We start from the raw sequence: 16,241 nt of genomic DNA, 5'->3' as shown, positions 1-16,241 counted from the left end.
TTTATTTCAAGGCAACGTTGTTTGCTCTCCCGGGTTCCTGACATCCGTCATGAAAACACCTGCGTGACAAATATGAGACGCCATGCCCTCAGCGCACGAGGATGTTGCGGAACTGCCAGGGATCCGAGGTGTCGATATTGTCTGGAAACAGTCCCGGGCGACCGTCAAGCGGCGTCCAGTCCGTGTAATGTCCTTCGACCGGTCCAAGATAGGGACGCTGCACCTCAAGGCAACGGCGATAATCCATTTCATCCGCCTCGACGATGCCGGCCTGCGGATTTTCAAGCGCCCAAACCATTCCGGCCAGTACCGCGGAGCTGACCTGCAATCCGGTCGCGTTCTGGCTGGGGGCGAGCGCCCGTGCCTCCTGCAAGGTTAGCCGCGAGCCATACCAATAGGCATTTTTGTCATGGCCGTAGAGAAGAACACCCAGCTCGTCGGCACCATCGACAAGCTCGTCTTCGCCAAGCACATGCTGGATCGGCTGCGGCGTGCCGCCATTACCGAAAAGTTCGTGCAGGGAAAGGACGGCGTCGTTGCAGGGGTGGTAGGCATAGTGACAGGTGGGCCGGTAGATCAGATTGCCATCGTCATTGCGGACGGTGAAATAGTCGGAAATCGAGATCGCCTCGTTGTGGGTGACCAGAAATCCATATTGCGGCCCTTGTCCGGGACACCATGTCCGTACCCGCGTATTGGCGCCGGGTTGATCGAGATAGATCGCTGCCTTGCTGCCCTTTTTTTGTTTTTTCGCGTTTTTCGGCATCCAGTTTTCATGCGTTCCCCAGCCGAGTTCGGCGGGCTGAAAACCTTCGGCGATAAAACCCTCGACGGACCAGGTGTTCCAGAATGCGCCGAATGGCTTGGGATTTTTTGCCCGCTGCGTATCGCGCTCTGCCACATGCACGCCCTTGACGCCGAGCTGCTGCATGAGCTTTGCCCATGCCTGCCGGTCATGCGGTTGGGGCTCTTCGATGTCGAGACCGCTATCCTTGGCGAGATTGACCAGCGCCTGTTTTACGAACCAGGACACCATGCCGGGATTTGCACCGCAGGTGGAAACGGCCGTTGTGCCGCCCGGTTTCCGAGCCTTTTCTTTCAGCATGGTCTCACGCAGCGAATAATTGGTACGGGAGGCATTGTCGGCGTCTGCATCGAAGTAAAAGCCGGGCCACGGCTCCACTACGGTGTCGATGTAGAGCATGCCATGTTTGCGGCAGAGCCTCATCAGATCGACGGATGCGGCATCGACCGAAAGATTGACGCAGAAGCCCTGACCCTGAACCCCTTTAAGGAGTGGCTTGAGCACCTCCTTGTAGTTTTCTTTGGTCAGATGCGTACGGATATGGCGAATATTTCTCTCGGCCAGATACGCTGCGATATCCTCGCGCGGGTCTATGACGACGAGCCTAGTCTTGTCGAAGTTGAAATGACGTTCGATCAACGGAAGAGTGCCGCGCCCGATGGAGCCGAAGCCGATCATGATGATGGGGCCGTCAATATCGCCGTAAATCGGATGGTTTGCGTCCGTCATTCGTCATTTTTCCTTTTTAAGCCAATAAGTAAGCTAGATCATAAAAGCGTGCCACAATAAAGGGCAGGTGCATGACGGACATATGACGGTGGCGCAAGCCCGGGATGCGAAAGTTGTGACGGGTTGGTGTGTGGTGATCCCGTTCTGCGCGGTTGCGATCTGGCGAGATTGAAGTCGAGACCTTCCGACCGCATTCTTCCCCTTCGCATTTTAGAGACTACGTTTATAATCAAGTTCTTCTTTTCGTGTATATGTCCTAGGGCTTGGGGGCTTTTGCAAGATGGCGAAAAGGGGGCTTTTCGTCATCACAGGAGTGTTGCCTGTTGAATAGTCTTATCGAGCGTGTCGCAGCGCTTCAGAGCGCCACCCCCGTTCTTATTGCACTTTACGATTCCGAAGACCGGTTGCGGCATGCCAACCCGTCGTTTCGGCAGAGCTTTCAGCTTGCCGACGATGATTTTTCGACCTGGGCGGAAATCATGCGCTTGAACCACCGTCTGCGAACCGGCGTGGTCGTCAGAAACAGCGATTTCGAGGGCTGGCTTTTGTCAGCGCAGTCCCGGCGCGGCAAGCTGCCGTATCGTGCCTTCGAGATGGACATGTATGACGGCCGCTGGTTCTGGATGACGGAGACGGTGCAGCAGGATGGCTGGATGCTGTGTGTCGCAAGCGATGTCACCGAATTGCGCCAGGGCTACAGAACCCTGCGGCAGGACCGGGATCTGGCGGTGCGCGCCTCGCAGACCGACGAATTGACGGGAACGGCGAACCGGCGTTTTGTTTTCGCCAAACTCGCGCTGCAGGTGGAGCGGGTCGGCAAGGGGCTTGAAGCGCCCTTTTGCCTTTGCACGCTCGACATCGACTTTTTCAAGCACATCAACGATCGTTTCGGCCACAAATGCGGCGATGCGGTGCTGCGCGATTTTGTCGGGATCGCCCATTCCGTCGTCCGGCGGGTGGATTGTTTTGGCAGGATCGGCGGTGAGGAATTCATGCTCATCTTGCCGCGCAGTTCGGTTGTTGAGAGCCGGGAGATCGTCGAGCGGCTACTGCAAAAGGTGCGTCTTTCCAGACCTCTGGCCGAGTTTCCGGATTTTTCCTATAGCTGTTCCGCTGGAATGACGACCTATCGGATGGCAGAAAGTGCCGACGATGTTTTCATGCGCGCCGATCAGGCGCTTTACGCTGCCAAGGAAAAGGGCCGCGACCGGCTTTTGGCGGTGACGGTTTAGACCAGCTCCGCCGCGATCAGCCCATGCAGCGAATTTCCCACGAACAGCCGTCGACCGGCAATATCCTCCGGCTTCAATGCCTGCCCGCGCGCCTTTCGCTGGCGGATGAGATCGGCACGCAGGACGCCCGGCAGAATACCGCTGTCGAGCGGCGGCGTCAGCAATTGCCCGTCCGGCATTTCGACGAAGATGCTGGTCGATGATCCCTCGCACAACTCGCCGCGCTCGTTGAGCAGCAGAACCTCGTCTGCATCCCCGGCTGAAAATTCGGCGCGGGCGGCATCATAGGGTTCCCGGCGCGATGATTTGTGGCGATAGAAGGTGTCGGCGGAATCAAGCCTGGTTTGCGTCGCGATGCGGATCCGCCAGACGGTTCCCTCCTGCAACGGCCGAAACTCGGCCGTTTCGATATCGAGCTCACCCTTGTAGTTCATGACCAGCTTCACGCAGAGCGGACTTTCGCCGCCCACCTTCTTCTCCAGTACCTGAACCGCGTTGACCGGTGCTCGGAAACCGAGCGCATCGGCTGAGCGCAATAGCCGGCGCATATGCTGGTCAATGCGCTGAAAGCCCGATTGCGGCTCCCAGCGCAGCGTTTCTCTCAAGGTCAGATCGGCGGGTTTGCGTTTCATTGCCTTTGCTCGTCGCCTGTCATCGGTATTTTTCGGAGGCAATCAGGCCTGTTTGCTGTCAAGCGCTTCCAGTTCGTCGATCAGCCCTTCGATCATGGCAAGACCCTTGTCCCAGAAGGAAGGGTCTGTCGCATCGAGGCCGAATGGTTTCAGAAGTTCCGAATGGTGCTTGGTGCCGCCTGCTTTCAAAAGCTCGAAATATTTCTCCTGGAAGCCGGTCTCGGCCTTCTGGTAAACGGCATACAGCGAGTTCACCAGGCAATCACCGAAGGCATACGCATAAACATAGAAGGGAGAGTGGATGAAATGGGGGATGTAGGTCCACCAGGTCTCATACCCTTCGGAAATCTTGATCGCCGGGCCGAGGCTCTCGGCCTGAATGGAAAGCCACAATTCACCGATCTGTTCGGAGGTCAACTCACCCTGCTTGCGGGCGGTGTGCAGCTTGCGTTCGAATTCATAAAACGCGATCTGTCGCACGACCGTGTTGATCATGTCCTCGACCTTGCGGGCGAGCATGGCCTTGCGTTCCCTGACGTCCTTCGTGTCGTCAAGCAATCTGCGGAAGGTCAGCATTTCTCCGAAAACGGAGGCAGTTTCGGCAAGCGTCAGCGGCGTCGCGCACATCAGCGCGCCTTGGTCGCCGGCCAGCACCTGGTGCACGCCGTGGCCAAGCTCATGGGCAAGCGTCATCACGTCACGCGGTTTGCCGAGATAGTTGACGAGGACATAAGGATGGGCCGAAGGCACGGTCGGATGCGCGAAGGCGCCCGGCGCCTTGCCGGGCCGGGCGGGGGCGTCGATCCATTGCTCATCGAAGAAACGGCGGGCGATATCGGCCATCTCCGGCGCAAAATCGCCATAGGCGGACAGCACGGTGTCCTTCGCCTCATCCCATGGAATGATCGTATTCGATGTATCGGGAAGCGGCGCGTTGCGGTCCCAGTAGTTCATCTGTTCCATGCCGAGCCATTTCGCCTTCATGGCGTAATAACGATGCGAAAGGCGCGGATAGGCATTTTTCACGGCGGCAGCCAGAGCGTCGACTACCTCGCGCTCCACACGGTTTGCCAGATGGCGGCTGTCGGCGATGTCTTCGAACTTGCGCCAGCGGTCGGAAATATCCTTGTCCTTGGCCAGTGTGTTGGTGATGAGGGTGAAGACCCGCAGATTATTGGTGAAAGTGGTGCTGAGCGCCTGTGCTGCCTTCTTGCGAGTTTCCGGCTCCGGCTCCTGAAGCATATTGAGCGTTACTTCCAGCGAAAGGCTTGCGCCGTCTATCTCGAAGCGCAGGTCGGCCATCGTCTCGTCGAACAGGCGGTTGAAGGCGCTGGCACTCGTCATCGATTTTTCGAGGAATAGCTGTTCGAGCTGGTCATCGAGCTGGTGCGGCTTGTCCTTGCGCAAATCCACCAGCCACGGCCTGTAGTGCCCAGCTAAGGCATCGTTTGCCATGCAGGCATCCATTACGGCGTCGTCGATGCGGTTCAGTTCAAGCGTAAAGAACAGCAGATGGGCGGAAATATCCGTCAGTTTCGCCTGGGCGTCGCCGTAAAGCTTGCCGTTTGCCGGGTTGGACGTATCTGAAAAATACGTCAGCCCCGCAAAGGAGCCGATGCGGCCGATAAGATCGTCCAGCGCTTCATATTCCTTGAGAGCAGCGCCGATGCCGTTGGCGCCCGTCGCCTTTGCAGCGTCTTCAAGCTTGCCCTTCCATTTATCCTCGAAAGCCGCCGCCAGCGTCGCCGCCTTCTCAATGTCGCCCTTGTATTCCGGCGAATCGCCCGAGGGATAGAGATCCGAGAGTTTCCAGCCGGGCAGGTCGCCAAGGGCAGGGCCGGAGGTTTCGGCAAGCGAAAATACGGGGTGCGGTGTTGGGCGATTGAGGGTCATCGAACGCGTCCTTGTCGTTATGCCTGCGCAGCATATGGGGCCTTTGTTTCCCGCAGCAATGGATAAAATGCAAGCAAATCTCAAAACTGGATGTTCAAATCTCCCGTGCCAGAGTGCGCCACAAGGGACCGCATGACGCAGGTCCATAAACCGGAAACCGGAGCCAAAAATGACCGCGCATGTTCTCGTGATAGACGATGATCCCGTCCAGCGCCGCCTGCTCAAAAATGCGGTGGAACGTTATGGGCATCTGGCCTTGCTTGCAGAAAACGGCAGGGCGGGGCTGGAGCTGCTCAAGCAATATAGCGGCGAGATCAATGTTGTCGTCCTCGACCTGATGATGCCGGAAATGGATGGCCTCGCCTTCCTGAAAGCCGTTGGCGAACTCGGCACCGACGTCCCGGTCATCGTCCAGACGGGGCAGGGCGGCATCGATACCGTCGTGCAGGCCATGCGCGCCGGCGCCTTCGATTTCGTCGTGAAGCCGGTCTCGCCGGAACGGATCGGCGCCGCCATCTCCAATGCCCTCAAGCTCGACAGGAGAGAGGCAAAGGCCCGCACGGGCAGGCGCGGACGGAGCAATGCCGTGAATTTTACTGATATCGTTTCCGCAAGCCCGGCCATGCTGAGGGTGATAGAACTGGCGCAGCGCGCCGCCCAGTCCAGCATTCCCGTGGTGCTGGAAGGCGAATCCGGCGTCGGCAAGGAAATGGTCGCCCGTGCAATCCAGTCGGCTGGCGACAGGGCGAACAAACCATTCATCACCGTCAATTGCGGCGCTATCCCGCACAATCTGGTGGAGAGTATTCTTTTCGGTCACGAGAAGGGCGCTTTTACCGGTGCCACGGAAAAACACGTTGGCAAGTTCATGGAAGCGGATGGCGGAACGCTGTTCCTCGATGAAATCGGTGATCTGCCGCTCGACGTGCAGGTAAAGCTACTGCGGGCAGTTCAGCAGGGCGAAATCGAAACTGTCGGTTCCGCGCGTGTGCAGAAGGTGAATGTCCGCCTGATTTCCGCCACCAACAAGAATCTCATCGAAGAGGTGAAGGAAGGCCGCTTCCGCGAGGACCTGTATTATCGCCTCAACGTCTTTCCTATCACCATTCCGGCGTTGCGCCGGCGCAAGGAGGATATTCCCCATCTAGCACGGGTGTTCGCGGAGCGTTTTTCGGTGGAACAGAAATTGCCAAATCCCGTCGGCCTCGATGCCAGCGCGCTGGCACTGCTAACGGCCTATGACTGGCCGGGCAATATCCGCCAGCTTGAAAATGCGGTCTTCCGCGCCGTCGTGCTGTCGCAGGGCGAGGAACTGGCTGATTCCGATTTTCCGCAAATCGCGCTGCAATTGCCGGAATTCGCAGGTGGGGACGATGCGGGTGAGTCGATCCGGTCGCCGTCTGGATCGTCGCTGACACTCGCCGCCTATTCTCCGCCGCCGCCGGCCGCCGAAAGTCACGCCATTCTGGATGAGGCGTCAGATATTTCCACCACGATATACCGGGGAGGAAACCTGATCTCCAGCATGGACGATTCAGGCAATATCAGGAAGCTGGCCGAGATCGAAGAGGAGCTTATCCGTTTTGCCCTTCGTTTTTATCGCGGGCAGATGAGTCAGGTCGCAAGGAAACTTGGTATCGGCCGCTCGACGCTTTATCGCAAGCTGAAGGATTATGGCATTGATCCGGACGATCCGTTGCGAGATGCGGCCTGATTGCACAAACCGCTTATTCGACGGCAGATAGCAAGATTCGTTAACTTCTGAGCAAGGATATCCGCTTACCGTCTATAAACCTCTTGTTAGTGGCTGATTCACTATATAGAGGAAGGTTGCATCTGTGTGGCAATTTTGCCATCGTGTCACCGTATTTGACGTTCATTTGAGGCAATGTGACAGAAATTGTCTTCCAGGCGGGGATCGAATTGCCATATCTGCATCGAAATATCGCGCTGTCGACCAAGATCGCGCGCGGCTTGATCAAGGATATATGCACGAAGCTGTCGGCACGCGCTGTCACCTTTGCCTGCTTGATGCTCGCCGCAATGCCTTTCGCAGGTGTCTCGGCGACGGAAGCTTTCGCCGAAACGCGCAGTCTCAAACTGTATTATATCCATACACGCGAGAAGGCGGTCATAACCTTCAAGCGCAACGGAAAATACGACCAGAAGGGTCTGCAGGAGCTGAACCGCTTTTTGCGTGACTGGCGTCGTAACCAACCGACGCGGATGGATCCGCGTCTTTTCGATCTTGTGTGGGAAGTCTACCGCCGCAGTGGCGCGACCGATTACATCAACGTTGTTTCGGCCTTCCGTTCGCCTGAGACTAACGGCCTCCTGCGCACGCGCACCAAGGGCGTGGCGGAAAAAAGCCAGCATATGCTCGGCAAGGCCATGGATTTCTACATTCCGGGCGTGAAGCTTTCCACACTGCGCGAAATCGGCATGCAGATGCAGATTGGCGGCGTAGGTTTCTACCCGACCTCGGGTTCTCCCTTCGTGCACATGGATGTCGGCGGCGTTCGTGCCTGGCCGCGCATGAGCCGTCAGGAACTCGTGCGTATCTTCCCTAAGGGCAATACGCTGCACGTTCCTTCCGATGGCAATCCGCTTCCCGGTTATGAACAGGCCTTGGCTGACTACAAGAAGCGCGTCAATTCTTCTTCCATTCAGGTTGCTTCCAGCGCCGGTGCCGGCCCTGCGTCCTCCGGTGGTGGCGGCAAGCGCAAGACACTGTTGCAGGCGCTCTTTGGCGGAGGCGACGAGGATGAAGATCCCGATAGCATCGCTACGCCGCAGCCCGCAGAACGTCCGGCTGTCGCTCGCCCTGCAACGCCACCGCCTGCTGCACCTGAGCCAGAACCGACGATCGCCGTTGCTTCCGCCCAACCGCTTCCCGGTGTGAGCACCGCGCCGCTGCCCATTGCACGTCCAGCTTTCGGCAACCAGCCTCCGGCCAATACGGGCCTTGCCACCGCGCTTTATTCTCCGGCCCGTAATGCGGCGCAGGATGCCCTCCAGGCTGCGACAACACCGACGCCGACCTCTGCTCCGGCCGAGCGTCAGCAGTTTGCCGATCTGGCTGAGGTATCCGTGCCTGTGCCGACGCTTCTTGGGCCGCGTGGCATGCGTGGCGACGCTGAAGGATCGATCCTGACCGCATCCGCAGATGGTGCGACACCCGCAGCGAGTGGCGAACTTGCGTCTATTCCGGTGCCGGCCAATCGTCCGGCTGTGGCGGAAGCCCTGCTGGCACAGGCCAATGCTGATCCGGAAGGCGACGAAGATCTCGCCGAAGAGCGGAAAGATACGCTTTCGCCGACTGTGGTTGCTGCTCTGGAACAGAGCGGTCAGGCTGCCCGCTCGCAGATCAATTCCGCTACGGTGCCGACAGCCGCGCCGTTCCCGGCTGCCGTCAACCACAAGGTTACAGTCGCGCCCGCCGAAACGGCGAAGGCTGAGCCAGAGGCAGGTTTCGGTGACGCCTTTGATCTGAAACCCTCCATCAATGGTGGGCTGACGGCCGGCTTGCCGACCAAGGGCTCACGCCCGAGCAGGCAGGATGCCGCCGTTTCCCATCAGGCCATGGTCGGCGGTGGTCGTCTGACGCAGGATCTGATCTCTGACTGGGCGCTCAACCAGAACAAGGGCTCGACCGGCCGCTCGGTGAAGGCGCCGCGCGTCGTCGCCAACCGTATGCTCAGCCACGACATGTCGGCTTCGGCCACATCGGCAAGTTTCAAGCCCGGTGCAGCGGCGATCGAGTCCAGCCGTTTCAGCACGCCGGTGAAGATGCACTGAGCCCCGCTTTCTGCAATGCGGCCGAAAGGCCAACAAAAAACCCGCCGGTGACGGCGGGTTTTTTATTATGCTTGATATCGCGATATCAGACGCCGCTCTGGCCGTCCGAACCGATATAGGCGATGCGCACCATGTTGGTCGCGCCCGGGGTGCCGAGCGGCACGCCGGCGGAGATGATGATGCGGTCGCCCGGCTTGCCGAAACCTTCGGACACGACGATGCGACAAGCGCGGTTCACCATATCGTCCAGATCGCTGGCGTCACCGGTGACCACGCAATGCAGGCCCCAGACGACCGAGAGACGGCGTGCGGTCTGGATGATCGGCGAAAGCGCAATGATCGGAACCTGTGGCCGCTCGCGCGCGGCGCGCAGACCCGTTGTGCCGGACGAGGTGTAGGTGACGATCGCGGCGAGCTTCAGCGTTTCGGCAATCTGGCGGGCAGCAAGCGAAATGGCGTCTGCACCCGTCGCTTCCGGCTGTGGGCGCTGCGCGTAGATGATGTTGGAATAATAGGGGTCCTGTTCCACCGTGCTGGCGATGGATGCCATGGTCGATACGGCTTCGATCGGATAATCGCCGGAAGCGGACTCGGCCGAGAGCATGATAGCGTCGGCGCCTTCGAATACGGCAGTCGCAACGTCCGAAACTTCCGCACGGGTCGGAACCGGAGCTGTGATCATCGATTCCAGCATCTGTGTGGCAACGACAACCGGCTTGCCGGCACGACGGCAGGCGCGGGTCAGCTGTTTCTGGATGCCCGGAACGGCTTCCAGCGGCATTTCCACGCCGAGATCGCCGCGTGCGACCATCAATGCGTCGGAAAGCTCGATGATTTCTTCGATGCGCTCAATAGCCTGCGGCTTCTCGATCTTGGACATCAGGCCAACGCGACCGCGCGAAATCTTGCGCACTTCGGCCAGGTCTTCCGGGCGCTGAACGAAGGAAAGGGCAACCCAGTCCACTTCGTTGGTTGCGAGAACGGCGTCGAGGTCGACGCGGTCCTTGTCGGTCAGAACGCCGACGCCGAGCAGGGTGTCGGGCAGGCTAATGCCCTTGCGGTCGGAAATCCGGGTACCCGAAACAACAGTGGTGACGATGCTCTTGCCGTCGCTCTTCTCAGCGCGCAGATGCAGCTTGCCGTCATCGATCAGCAGGCGGTGACCAGGCTTGACCGCTTCGAGAATTTCAGGATGCGGCAGGAAAACGCGGGTGTTGTCGCCGGGCGTATCGTTATTGTCCAGCGTAAACGTCTGGCCGGGAACGAGATCAACCTTGGTTTCGGCAAATTTACCGACGCGCAGCTTGGGACCCTGCAAGTCGGCCAGAATGCCGATGGGACGGCCGTTACGGCTTTCGACGGAGCGAATACGCTCAATCAGCGTCCGCATCACGTCGTGGCTCGCATGGCTCATGTTGATGCGGAAGAGATCGGCGCCGGCCAGATGCAGCTTTTCGATCATTGCCTCGTCGGAAGAGGCGGGGCCGAGAGTTGCAAGAATTTTGACTTTGCGGTTACGCTTCATCAGTTTTGATTTCCCTGTGTGCCTGGCGTATCGGAAAGCTGGACCATCCAGCTGCCCTGTCTGCCCGTGTCATATTCCTTGAAACCCATTCTCTGGAAGCTGCGGGCATAACAATCGTCTACGCCGGCGATTTTGAACTCGTTTTCCGCCACGCACATGTTGACGTCACCGGTCCAGCGGCCGCCGTGAGCGGCGTCCTCGGCATAAAGATAATAATAACGCGACTGCAACTCACCCTCTATCAGCGTTGCGCAGGTGGAGGAGGGGACCTGCCACCAACCTTCACTGACCCAGCCGTCCTGCGCCCGGTAGCCGATTGCAACCCCCACGAGGTTTTGCGTGCTGTTGCAGACGCGGAAGTCCGCATGCGCGGCCTCCACGAAGACAAACGGGGTCAGAAACAATGCCGCTGCGGAGAAAAGACGGGCAAGATGCCGAAAGTGGCGAGGAAGAGCGAGAGATGACTGAGTCACGGCTTCCATCCGGATTCCATGGTTATAATGAACACACTTCTTGGCGTGGCCGCCAAAGAAAGTCAACGCGAGTTTAATCGATTATATTGTTCGTGGGATCGTGAGTGCGATAAGGTAGATGGCTGTTCTGTCGCCGAAACTTGCGCCCGGCCTCAAGCCATGCCATCAAGCTTTTCTCCTCAATCTTGCCCCAGAAAATTATCGATGAACGACTTCATACCCTATGAAATCATAGAAGGCGATTATGACAAAGGCATGGTTCTTCTGGCGGACCATGCCATGAACCTCCTGCCGGCACACTACGGCAAACTTGGCCTTCCGCAAACCGCTTTTCATCGTCACATCGCATTTGATATCGGCATTGAAGGGCTGACGCGCTCTCTTGCGGCCCGCCTCGGCGTGCCGGCCGTGCTTGGGCGATTTTCGCGCCTCCTGATCGACCCTAATCGCGGCGAGGACGATCCGACCCTTATCATGAAGATTTCGGACGGGGCGATCATCCCCGGCAACCACCCGATTTCGGATGAGGAATGGCAAAGACGGATCGAGATTTTTCATCGTCCCTATCACAATGCCGTCGATCGCGTGCTCACCGGTGTAGCGCAGTCGTCGGGGGAAGCGCCGCTTGTTCTGTCGCTGCATTCGTACACGCCGTTCTGGAAAGAAACACCGCGGCCCTGGCATGCGGCGGTTCTCTGGGACACGGATAATCGTGCGGTCGATCCGCTTCTGGCGCATCTGCGCGCGACCGGCGACATTCTCGTTGGTGACAACGAACCCTATGACGGGGCGCTGAAGGGCGATACCATGTATCGCCATTGCATGATGAAGGGCATACCGCATGCGCTTCTTGAAGTTCGGCAGGATTTGATCGCGGATGAGGAAGGGATTGCCGAATGGTCGGACCGGCTCGCTCCCATTTTCGCCGCAATGAACGACGATCCCATTTTGCATGAATATGAGCTGTTCACCTCTCGCACCGGCCCCTACTGAGCCTGGAGCTGCCCCATGACGACACCGAATGACAAACAGCAGATTGAATTCGAGGCCGCCGCGTTCCGCCGTCTCGTCGAGCATCTTCGCGAGCGTCACGATGTGCAGAACATCGACCTGATGAATCTCGCGGGCTTTTGCCGCAATTGCCTTTCCAACTGGTATGGGGAAGCCGCTAACGAGGCCGGCGTTGCACTCACCAAGGAGCAATCCCGGGAAATCGTCTACGGAATGCCCTATGAGGAGTGGAAGGAAAAATATCAGGCGGAGGCGAGCGACGCCCAGAAAGCCGCCTTTGAGCAGAACAAGCCAACGGAATAACCCCCGATCGACGGAAACGACTTGACGTGAGGCCCGTCAGTGGGCAGGTCACAGGCCGGAATTTTTGCTGCCCGGCTGGCGGCGACCGGCGAAGGCTTCGCCTGGATTTAATGAACAAGGCTCACCCGAGCTGCTACCAATGAAGGATGATATGATGGACGAAACGAGCACCACCGAAACCGTCGCCGCCGCCGAACTGCGTCAATTCATCGAGCGCGTCGAGCGTCTCGAAGAGGAAAAGGCCGCCATTCAGGGAGACATCAAGGATGTCATGGGCGAGGCGAAGGGTCGTGGCTACGATACCAAGGCGATCCGCACCATCATCCGCCTGCGCAAGAAGGACGCCAACGAGCGTATCGAGGAAGAAACCATTCTTCAGACCTATATGGCTGCGCTTGGCATGGAATGATCGGTTGACGGTCCCACAATGAAAAATCGCCGCTTTTGCGGCGATTTTTGTTTGGATCGTCTGCGATATTCAGCTGCGAGTGCCAGCCAGCTTTTCAGAAAGGTCAGCGGCCTCTTTGCGGGCGTCCTTGTCCGCGGGATAGAGCGCGAGATAGCGTTCCCAGGCTTTCAGCGCCAGATCGTCACGGCCTGAGGCTTCGAGGATGTTTGCAAGGCTCGCCAATGCCGGAAAATAGCGCGGCTCCTTCTCCAGCGTCAGATTGATATCCGCCATCGCCTTTCGGGTGTCGCCATCCGCAAAATGCACCATGGCGCGGCGATAGGGCGCCTGCACGTAGTCCGGATCGAGTAAAATAGCCTGGTCGAGAAAATCGTAAGCGGCGGCGTTGCGCTTCTCGTCTGCGGCTTCACCTGCCCATTGCATCAGGAGATTGATTGTCGCGCTGCCAGAATCGTTCCATTCGGAAGCGATCTGGTTGGCAATGCTGCGCGCCTTGACCGCATTCCGCTCTTTTTTCAGCGATGCGAAAAGACTGTCAACTGTCTTTGCAGGTGAAGGCGCAGCCTCCAGGGCTGCGGGAGGCTGACCATCTGCCGCATGACCAAGGGACGCCATTCCTGAAAGCAGGAGGCCCGAAAGCAGGAAACCCTGAGCGACGATGATAGCCGTGCATAAACGATTTGGGCGCATGGGTTAAAGCTTAACCCGACTGCGCCCAATATCAAATGCAAAGTTCTGCACTGTCAACAAAGTGATCCGCGATGTGATCGCGAACCGCAGTGGCACTCAATCAGCCCTGACGAGCCTTGAAGCGCGGGTTCTGCTTGTTGATGATGTAGACGCGGCCCTTGCGGCGAACCAGGCGGTTATCGCGATGACGGGCCTTAAGCGCTTTAAGCGAATTCTTGATTTTCATTTTACTGGTCCGCAGTTTTGCACGGCTTTTACCGTGCTTATTCAAACAATCAAAAGCGCGCAACGGGGCGCGCTCTTTTCGGTTGGCAGGCAAATACCCGTTTGACCCCTGCCTGTCAACACTTCCAGACGTCTTTGCCTTAAAAGACTGAGGCTTTTCCTGTGTGCAAAAGCTCGGTCACATGGCCCATCTTGCGGCCAGGCCGTGCTTGCGTCTTGCCGTAAAGATGCACGAGACAGTCTTTTTTCGAAAGCCATGCTGGCACATCATTGATGTCATCGCCGATGAGGTTCGTCATGACGCAATCCGAATGGCGGGCCGTGCTGCCGGGGGCAAGACCGGAGACGGCTCGTATATGCTGTTCGAATTGCGAGACCACGCAGGCCGCTTCCGTCCAGTGGCCGGTATTGTGCACGCGCGGCGCCATTTCATTGGCAACGAGCGAACCATCGGTCAGGACGAAAAACTCGATGCCGATCACGCCGACATAGTCGAGCGCGGCCAGAAGCTTTTCCGCCGATTGCACGGCAACCGCCTCCGCCGCATCGGAGAGTGCTGCCGGCACGGTGGATGTATGCAGAATGCCGTTCAGATGAATGTTTTCGGCCGGATCGTAGCAGGTAACGGTGCCATCCCTGAAACGGGCGGCAATGATCGAGATTTCCCGCTCGAAAGCGACGAAGCTTTCGAGGATGAGCGGCACACCACCGAGTGCTGCGAAGGCGCCTGCGATGTCCTCACCACCCTTGAAAAGCCTCTGGCCCTTGCCGTCATAGCCCATGCGGCGGGTTTTCAGCACACCCTTGCCACCAAAAGCGGCCAATGCCGCTTCCAGTTCTTCCTGATTATCCACGGCGCGGAAATCGGCGGTCGGAATGCCGCAACCGTTGAGGAAGCGTTTCTCCGTCAGCCTATCCTGCGAGGCGCTGAGAGCCTGCGGCGGGGGATAAACGGGAACGGAAGCGCTCAGGGTCTCGGCTGCGGTGACGGGTACGTTCTCGAATTCGTAGGTCACGACATCGCAAAGGCGAGCGAGTTCCGCAAGCGCCGTCTCGTCACCGTATTCCGCGACGATCTGGCTGTTGCAGACCTGCGCCGCTGGACAATCGGCTTGTGGTTCGAGAACGATGGTGCGGTGGTTGAGGCGCGCGGCGGCCATTGCCAGCATGCGGCCAAGCTGCCCGCCGCCGATGATGCCGATGGTGAGATTGTTCGTATTCATCGTCATGTCAGAGGCTGTCACTGGGCGCTGTCCATGGGATATTCGGCAACGGCCGCTGACTGGCGCGCGCGCCATGCATCGAGCCGGTCTGCCAGGTCCTCGTCACCCAGCGCCAGAACCGCAGCTGCCAGAAGTGCGGCATTGATAGCGCCGGCCTTGCCGATGGCAAGCGTTCCGACGGGAATGCCAGCGGGCATCTGGACGATGGAATAGAGGCTGTCCTGCCCGGACATCGTCTTGGATTGTACCGGGACGCCGAAAACCGGCAGCGGGGTCATGGCGGCGGTCATGCCCGGCAGATGGGCGGCGCCGCCGGCACCCGCGATGATGACCTTGAAGCCTTCGTCTTTCGCGCCATTGGCAAAATCATAAAGGCGATCAGGCGTGCGGTGGGCGGAAATGATGCGGGCTTCGTATTCCACGTCCAGCGCATCCAGCGTATCGGCGGCATTCTTCATGGTCTCCCAGTCGGACTGGCTGCCCATGATGATGGCGACGGGGGGTGTCTCTGCTGTCACTTCGCTTCTCCGGCTTACAGCATAGGCGCAAAAATCGATTTTGATTTCTGCAAGGCACGATGCGTAAATTCAATAGATTAGAGCGTCTCTCGTGCATCCGGCAGGAAGCACGGAGCCCACTCTAGGCAATGATATCGGGAATGACCTGATCTTCGATCTGGGTCATCTTGTCCTTGACGGCCAGCTTTTTCTTTTTCATGCGTTGTATTCTCAGCGCATCGCAGTTGGTCTGGATCATCGCGTTGATCGCAGCGTCATAATCCTCATGCTCCTGGCGCAGCCGCGCCAGCGTAAGCCTGATGTCCGCCTGGTCCTGATCGGGCATCTTGTCATCCCCATTTTATGCCAGCCGGAGAGCCTCCGGCGCGTATGTCATCGGTTCTCGAGCCTCTATCATCAAATCGCGGTAACGGGAAGTTATCCCTTGCGACCAAATTGCCCACTTATTGCCTTCATTTCGCCTTCGACAAGACCAACGATCCATGTCACATTGTCGTCGCAAACCTGAAACTCCAGCGATGGAGAGCTGGAGGTAGGCTTAAAAATGGAAGGACGTGCCGCATGACCATTCAGGCTCATATTGCATCGCTCGAAAAGAAACACGGTGCTCTGGAGGAGGAGCTCGAAAGTATTCTTGCTTCCCCGTCCTCTGACGATAGAGAGATCGCCGATCTCAAACGCCGTAAACTGCGCCTGAAGGATGAACTACAGAGGCTTCGCGCCTCCACAAGGCATTGATTGATGCCATTCCCCAGCCTTCGATGAAGGACTGACG

At 58.3% G+C, this 16,241-nt stretch carries 17 protein-coding genes; 7 read left to right on the top strand and 10 right to left on the bottom strand.

Annotated elements, in window-relative coordinates; translation table 11 throughout:
• Window positions 1-88: 88 nt before the first annotated feature.
• On the bottom strand, window positions 89-1,534 hold the full coding sequence (locus tag T18_RS11545) for a homospermidine synthase (RefSeq protein WP_038494259.1): 1,446 nt from the start codon (window positions 1,532-1,534) through the stop codon (window positions 89-91).
• Window positions 1,535-1,857: 323 nt separating this feature from the next.
• Between T18_RS11545 and T18_RS11540 the strand changes: the two genes are divergently transcribed.
• Window positions 1,858-2,766 carry a sensor domain-containing diguanylate cyclase gene (locus T18_RS11540; protein ID WP_003511446.1) on the top strand — a complete coding sequence of 303 codons (909 nt, stop codon included), beginning with the start codon at window positions 1,858-1,860 and terminating at the stop codon, window positions 2,764-2,766.
• Here T18_RS11540 and T18_RS11535 read toward each other — a convergent pair.
• Both T18_RS11535 and T18_RS11530 read right to left on the bottom strand, forming a co-directional pair.
• On the bottom strand, window positions 2,763-3,398 hold the full coding sequence (locus T18_RS11535; protein WP_038494257.1) for an aminotransferase class IV family protein: 636 nt from the start codon (window positions 3,396-3,398) through the stop codon (window positions 2,763-2,765). The genes T18_RS11540 and T18_RS11535 overlap by 4 nt on opposite strands.
• Before the next feature lie 42 nt (window positions 3,399-3,440).
• Window positions 3,441-5,291, bottom strand: coding sequence for a M3 family oligoendopeptidase (locus T18_RS11530; RefSeq protein WP_038494255.1), 1,851 nt, complete (start codon window positions 5,289-5,291; stop codon window positions 3,441-3,443).
• A 169-nt stretch (window positions 5,292-5,460) separates the two neighbouring features.
• Here T18_RS11530 and T18_RS11525 point away from each other — a divergent pair, with 169 nt between their 5' ends.
• Both T18_RS11525 and T18_RS11520 read left to right on the top strand, forming a co-directional pair.
• Window positions 5,461-7,005: a sigma-54-dependent transcriptional regulator gene (locus T18_RS11525; RefSeq protein WP_038494252.1), complete on the top strand. Its 1,545-nt coding sequence runs from the start codon at window positions 5,461-5,463 to the stop codon at window positions 7,003-7,005.
• 176 nt (window positions 7,006-7,181) lie between these two features.
• Complete coding sequence (locus T18_RS11520) at window positions 7,182-9,089, top strand: DUF882 domain-containing protein (protein ID WP_019564917.1); 1,908 nt, start codon at window positions 7,182-7,184, stop codon at window positions 9,087-9,089.
• An 85-nt stretch (window positions 9,090-9,174) separates the two neighbouring features.
• On the opposite strand, the gene pyk is transcribed toward T18_RS11520, so the two are convergent.
• Window positions 9,175-10,614, bottom strand: coding sequence for a pyruvate kinase (gene pyk, locus T18_RS11515; protein ID WP_003511440.1), 1,440 nt, complete (start codon window positions 10,612-10,614; stop codon window positions 9,175-9,177).
• Complete coding sequence (locus tag T18_RS11510; RefSeq protein WP_370647635.1) at window positions 10,614-11,018, bottom strand: DUF1036 domain-containing protein; 405 nt, start codon at window positions 11,016-11,018, stop codon at window positions 10,614-10,616. The genes pyk and T18_RS11510 overlap by 1 nt, the downstream gene beginning before the upstream one ends.
• A 273-nt stretch (window positions 11,019-11,291) precedes the next feature.
• Between T18_RS11510 and T18_RS11505 the strand changes: the two genes are divergently transcribed.
• From T18_RS11505 to T18_RS11495, 3 genes are all read left to right on the top strand, one after another.
• Window positions 11,292-12,080 (top strand): N-formylglutamate amidohydrolase, encoded by a 789-nt coding sequence (locus tag T18_RS11505; RefSeq protein WP_038494249.1) that lies wholly within the window; start codon window positions 11,292-11,294, stop codon window positions 12,078-12,080.
• Between the two features lie 15 nt (window positions 12,081-12,095).
• Window positions 12,096-12,401, top strand: coding sequence for a DUF1244 domain-containing protein (locus T18_RS11500; protein ID WP_038494246.1), 306 nt, complete (start codon window positions 12,096-12,098; stop codon window positions 12,399-12,401).
• Window positions 12,402-12,552: 151 nt separating this feature from the next.
• On the top strand, window positions 12,553-12,810 hold the full coding sequence (locus T18_RS11495; RefSeq protein ID WP_006314683.1) for a DUF2312 domain-containing protein: 258 nt from the start codon (window positions 12,553-12,555) through the stop codon (window positions 12,808-12,810).
• Between the two features lie 69 nt (window positions 12,811-12,879).
• Here the strand turns inward: T18_RS11495 and T18_RS11490 are convergent, their stop codons facing one another.
• From T18_RS11490 to T18_RS11470, 5 genes are all read right to left on the bottom strand, one after another.
• The gene (locus T18_RS11490) at window positions 12,880-13,500 is read right to left on the bottom strand and encodes a tetratricopeptide repeat protein (RefSeq protein WP_038494243.1); all 621 of its coding nucleotides are present in this window, start codon (window positions 13,498-13,500) and stop codon (window positions 12,880-12,882) included.
• Window positions 13,501-13,600: 100 nt separating this feature from the next.
• Window positions 13,601-13,726 (bottom strand): type B 50S ribosomal protein L36, encoded by a 126-nt coding sequence (gene ykgO / locus T18_RS11485; protein WP_003497670.1) that lies wholly within the window; start codon window positions 13,724-13,726, stop codon window positions 13,601-13,603.
• Window positions 13,727-13,865: 139 nt separating this feature from the next.
• A complete protein-coding gene (locus tag T18_RS11480; protein WP_038494241.1) occupies window positions 13,866-14,954 on the bottom strand; it encodes a 5-(carboxyamino)imidazole ribonucleotide synthase in 1,089 nt (362 codons plus the stop codon).
• Between the two features lie 11 nt (window positions 14,955-14,965).
• Window positions 14,966-15,433: a 5-(carboxyamino)imidazole ribonucleotide mutase gene (purE, locus tag T18_RS11475; protein WP_034501985.1), complete on the bottom strand. Its 468-nt coding sequence runs from the start codon at window positions 15,431-15,433 to the stop codon at window positions 14,966-14,968.
• 154 nt (window positions 15,434-15,587) lie between these two features.
• Window positions 15,588-15,791 (bottom strand): YdcH family protein, encoded by a 204-nt coding sequence (locus T18_RS11470; protein WP_003511431.1) that lies wholly within the window; start codon window positions 15,789-15,791, stop codon window positions 15,588-15,590.
• Between the two features lie 236 nt (window positions 15,792-16,027).
• Between T18_RS11470 and T18_RS11465 the strand changes: the two genes are divergently transcribed.
• Window positions 16,028-16,204 carry a YdcH family protein gene (locus T18_RS11465; protein ID WP_003511430.1) on the top strand — a complete coding sequence of 59 codons (177 nt, stop codon included), beginning with the start codon at window positions 16,028-16,030 and terminating at the stop codon, window positions 16,202-16,204.
• Window positions 16,205-16,241 lie beyond the last annotated feature (37 nt).

Origin of the sequence: Rhizobium sp. TBD182, assembly GCF_001950375.1 — a bacterium.
Lineage (GTDB): Bacteria > Pseudomonadota > Alphaproteobacteria > Rhizobiales > Rhizobiaceae > Agrobacterium > Agrobacterium tumefaciens.
Note: the sequence above shows the minus strand (reverse complement) of the source record. Positions and strands in the feature narration are given on the sequence as shown.

Bases quoted from the DNA above. Each gene is read 5' to 3' on its own strand.
- T18_RS11545 (WP_038494259.1), bottom strand. From the start codon at position 1,534: ATGACGGACGCAAACCATCCGATTTACGGCGATATTGACGGCCCCATC.
- T18_RS11535 (WP_038494257.1), bottom strand. From the start codon at position 3,398: ATGAAACGCAAACCCGCCGATCTGACCTTGAGAGAAACGCTGCGCTGG.
- T18_RS11530 (WP_038494255.1), bottom strand. From the start codon at position 5,291: ATGACCCTCAATCGCCCAACACCGCACCCCGTATTTTCGCTTGCCGAA.
- T18_RS11525 (WP_038494252.1), top strand. From the start codon at position 5,461: ATGACCGCGCATGTTCTCGTGATAGACGATGATCCCGTCCAGCGCCGC.
- pyk (WP_003511440.1), bottom strand. From the start codon at position 10,614: ATGAAGCGTAACCGCAAAGTCAAAATTCTTGCAACTCTCGGCCCCGCC.
- T18_RS11505 (WP_038494249.1), top strand. From the start codon at position 11,292: ATGAACGACTTCATACCCTATGAAATCATAGAAGGCGATTATGACAAA.
- T18_RS11500 (WP_038494246.1), top strand. From the start codon at position 12,096: ATGACGACACCGAATGACAAACAGCAGATTGAATTCGAGGCCGCCGCG.
- T18_RS11495 (WP_006314683.1), top strand. From the start codon at position 12,553: ATGATGGACGAAACGAGCACCACCGAAACCGTCGCCGCCGCCGAACTG.
- T18_RS11490 (WP_038494243.1), bottom strand. From the start codon at position 13,500: ATGCGCCCAAATCGTTTATGCACGGCTATCATCGTCGCTCAGGGTTTC.
- ykgO (WP_003497670.1), bottom strand. From the start codon at position 13,726: ATGAAAATCAAGAATTCGCTTAAAGCGCTTAAGGCCCGTCATCGCGAT.
- T18_RS11480 (WP_038494241.1), bottom strand. From the start codon at position 14,954: ATGACGATGAATACGAACAATCTCACCATCGGCATCATCGGCGGCGGG.
- purE (WP_034501985.1), bottom strand. From the start codon at position 15,433: ATGGGCAGCCAGTCCGACTGGGAGACCATGAAGAATGCCGCCGATACG.
- T18_RS11470 (WP_003511431.1), bottom strand. From the start codon at position 15,791: ATGCCCGATCAGGACCAGGCGGACATCAGGCTTACGCTGGCGCGGCTG.
- T18_RS11465 (WP_003511430.1), top strand. From the start codon at position 16,028: ATGACCATTCAGGCTCATATTGCATCGCTCGAAAAGAAACACGGTGCT.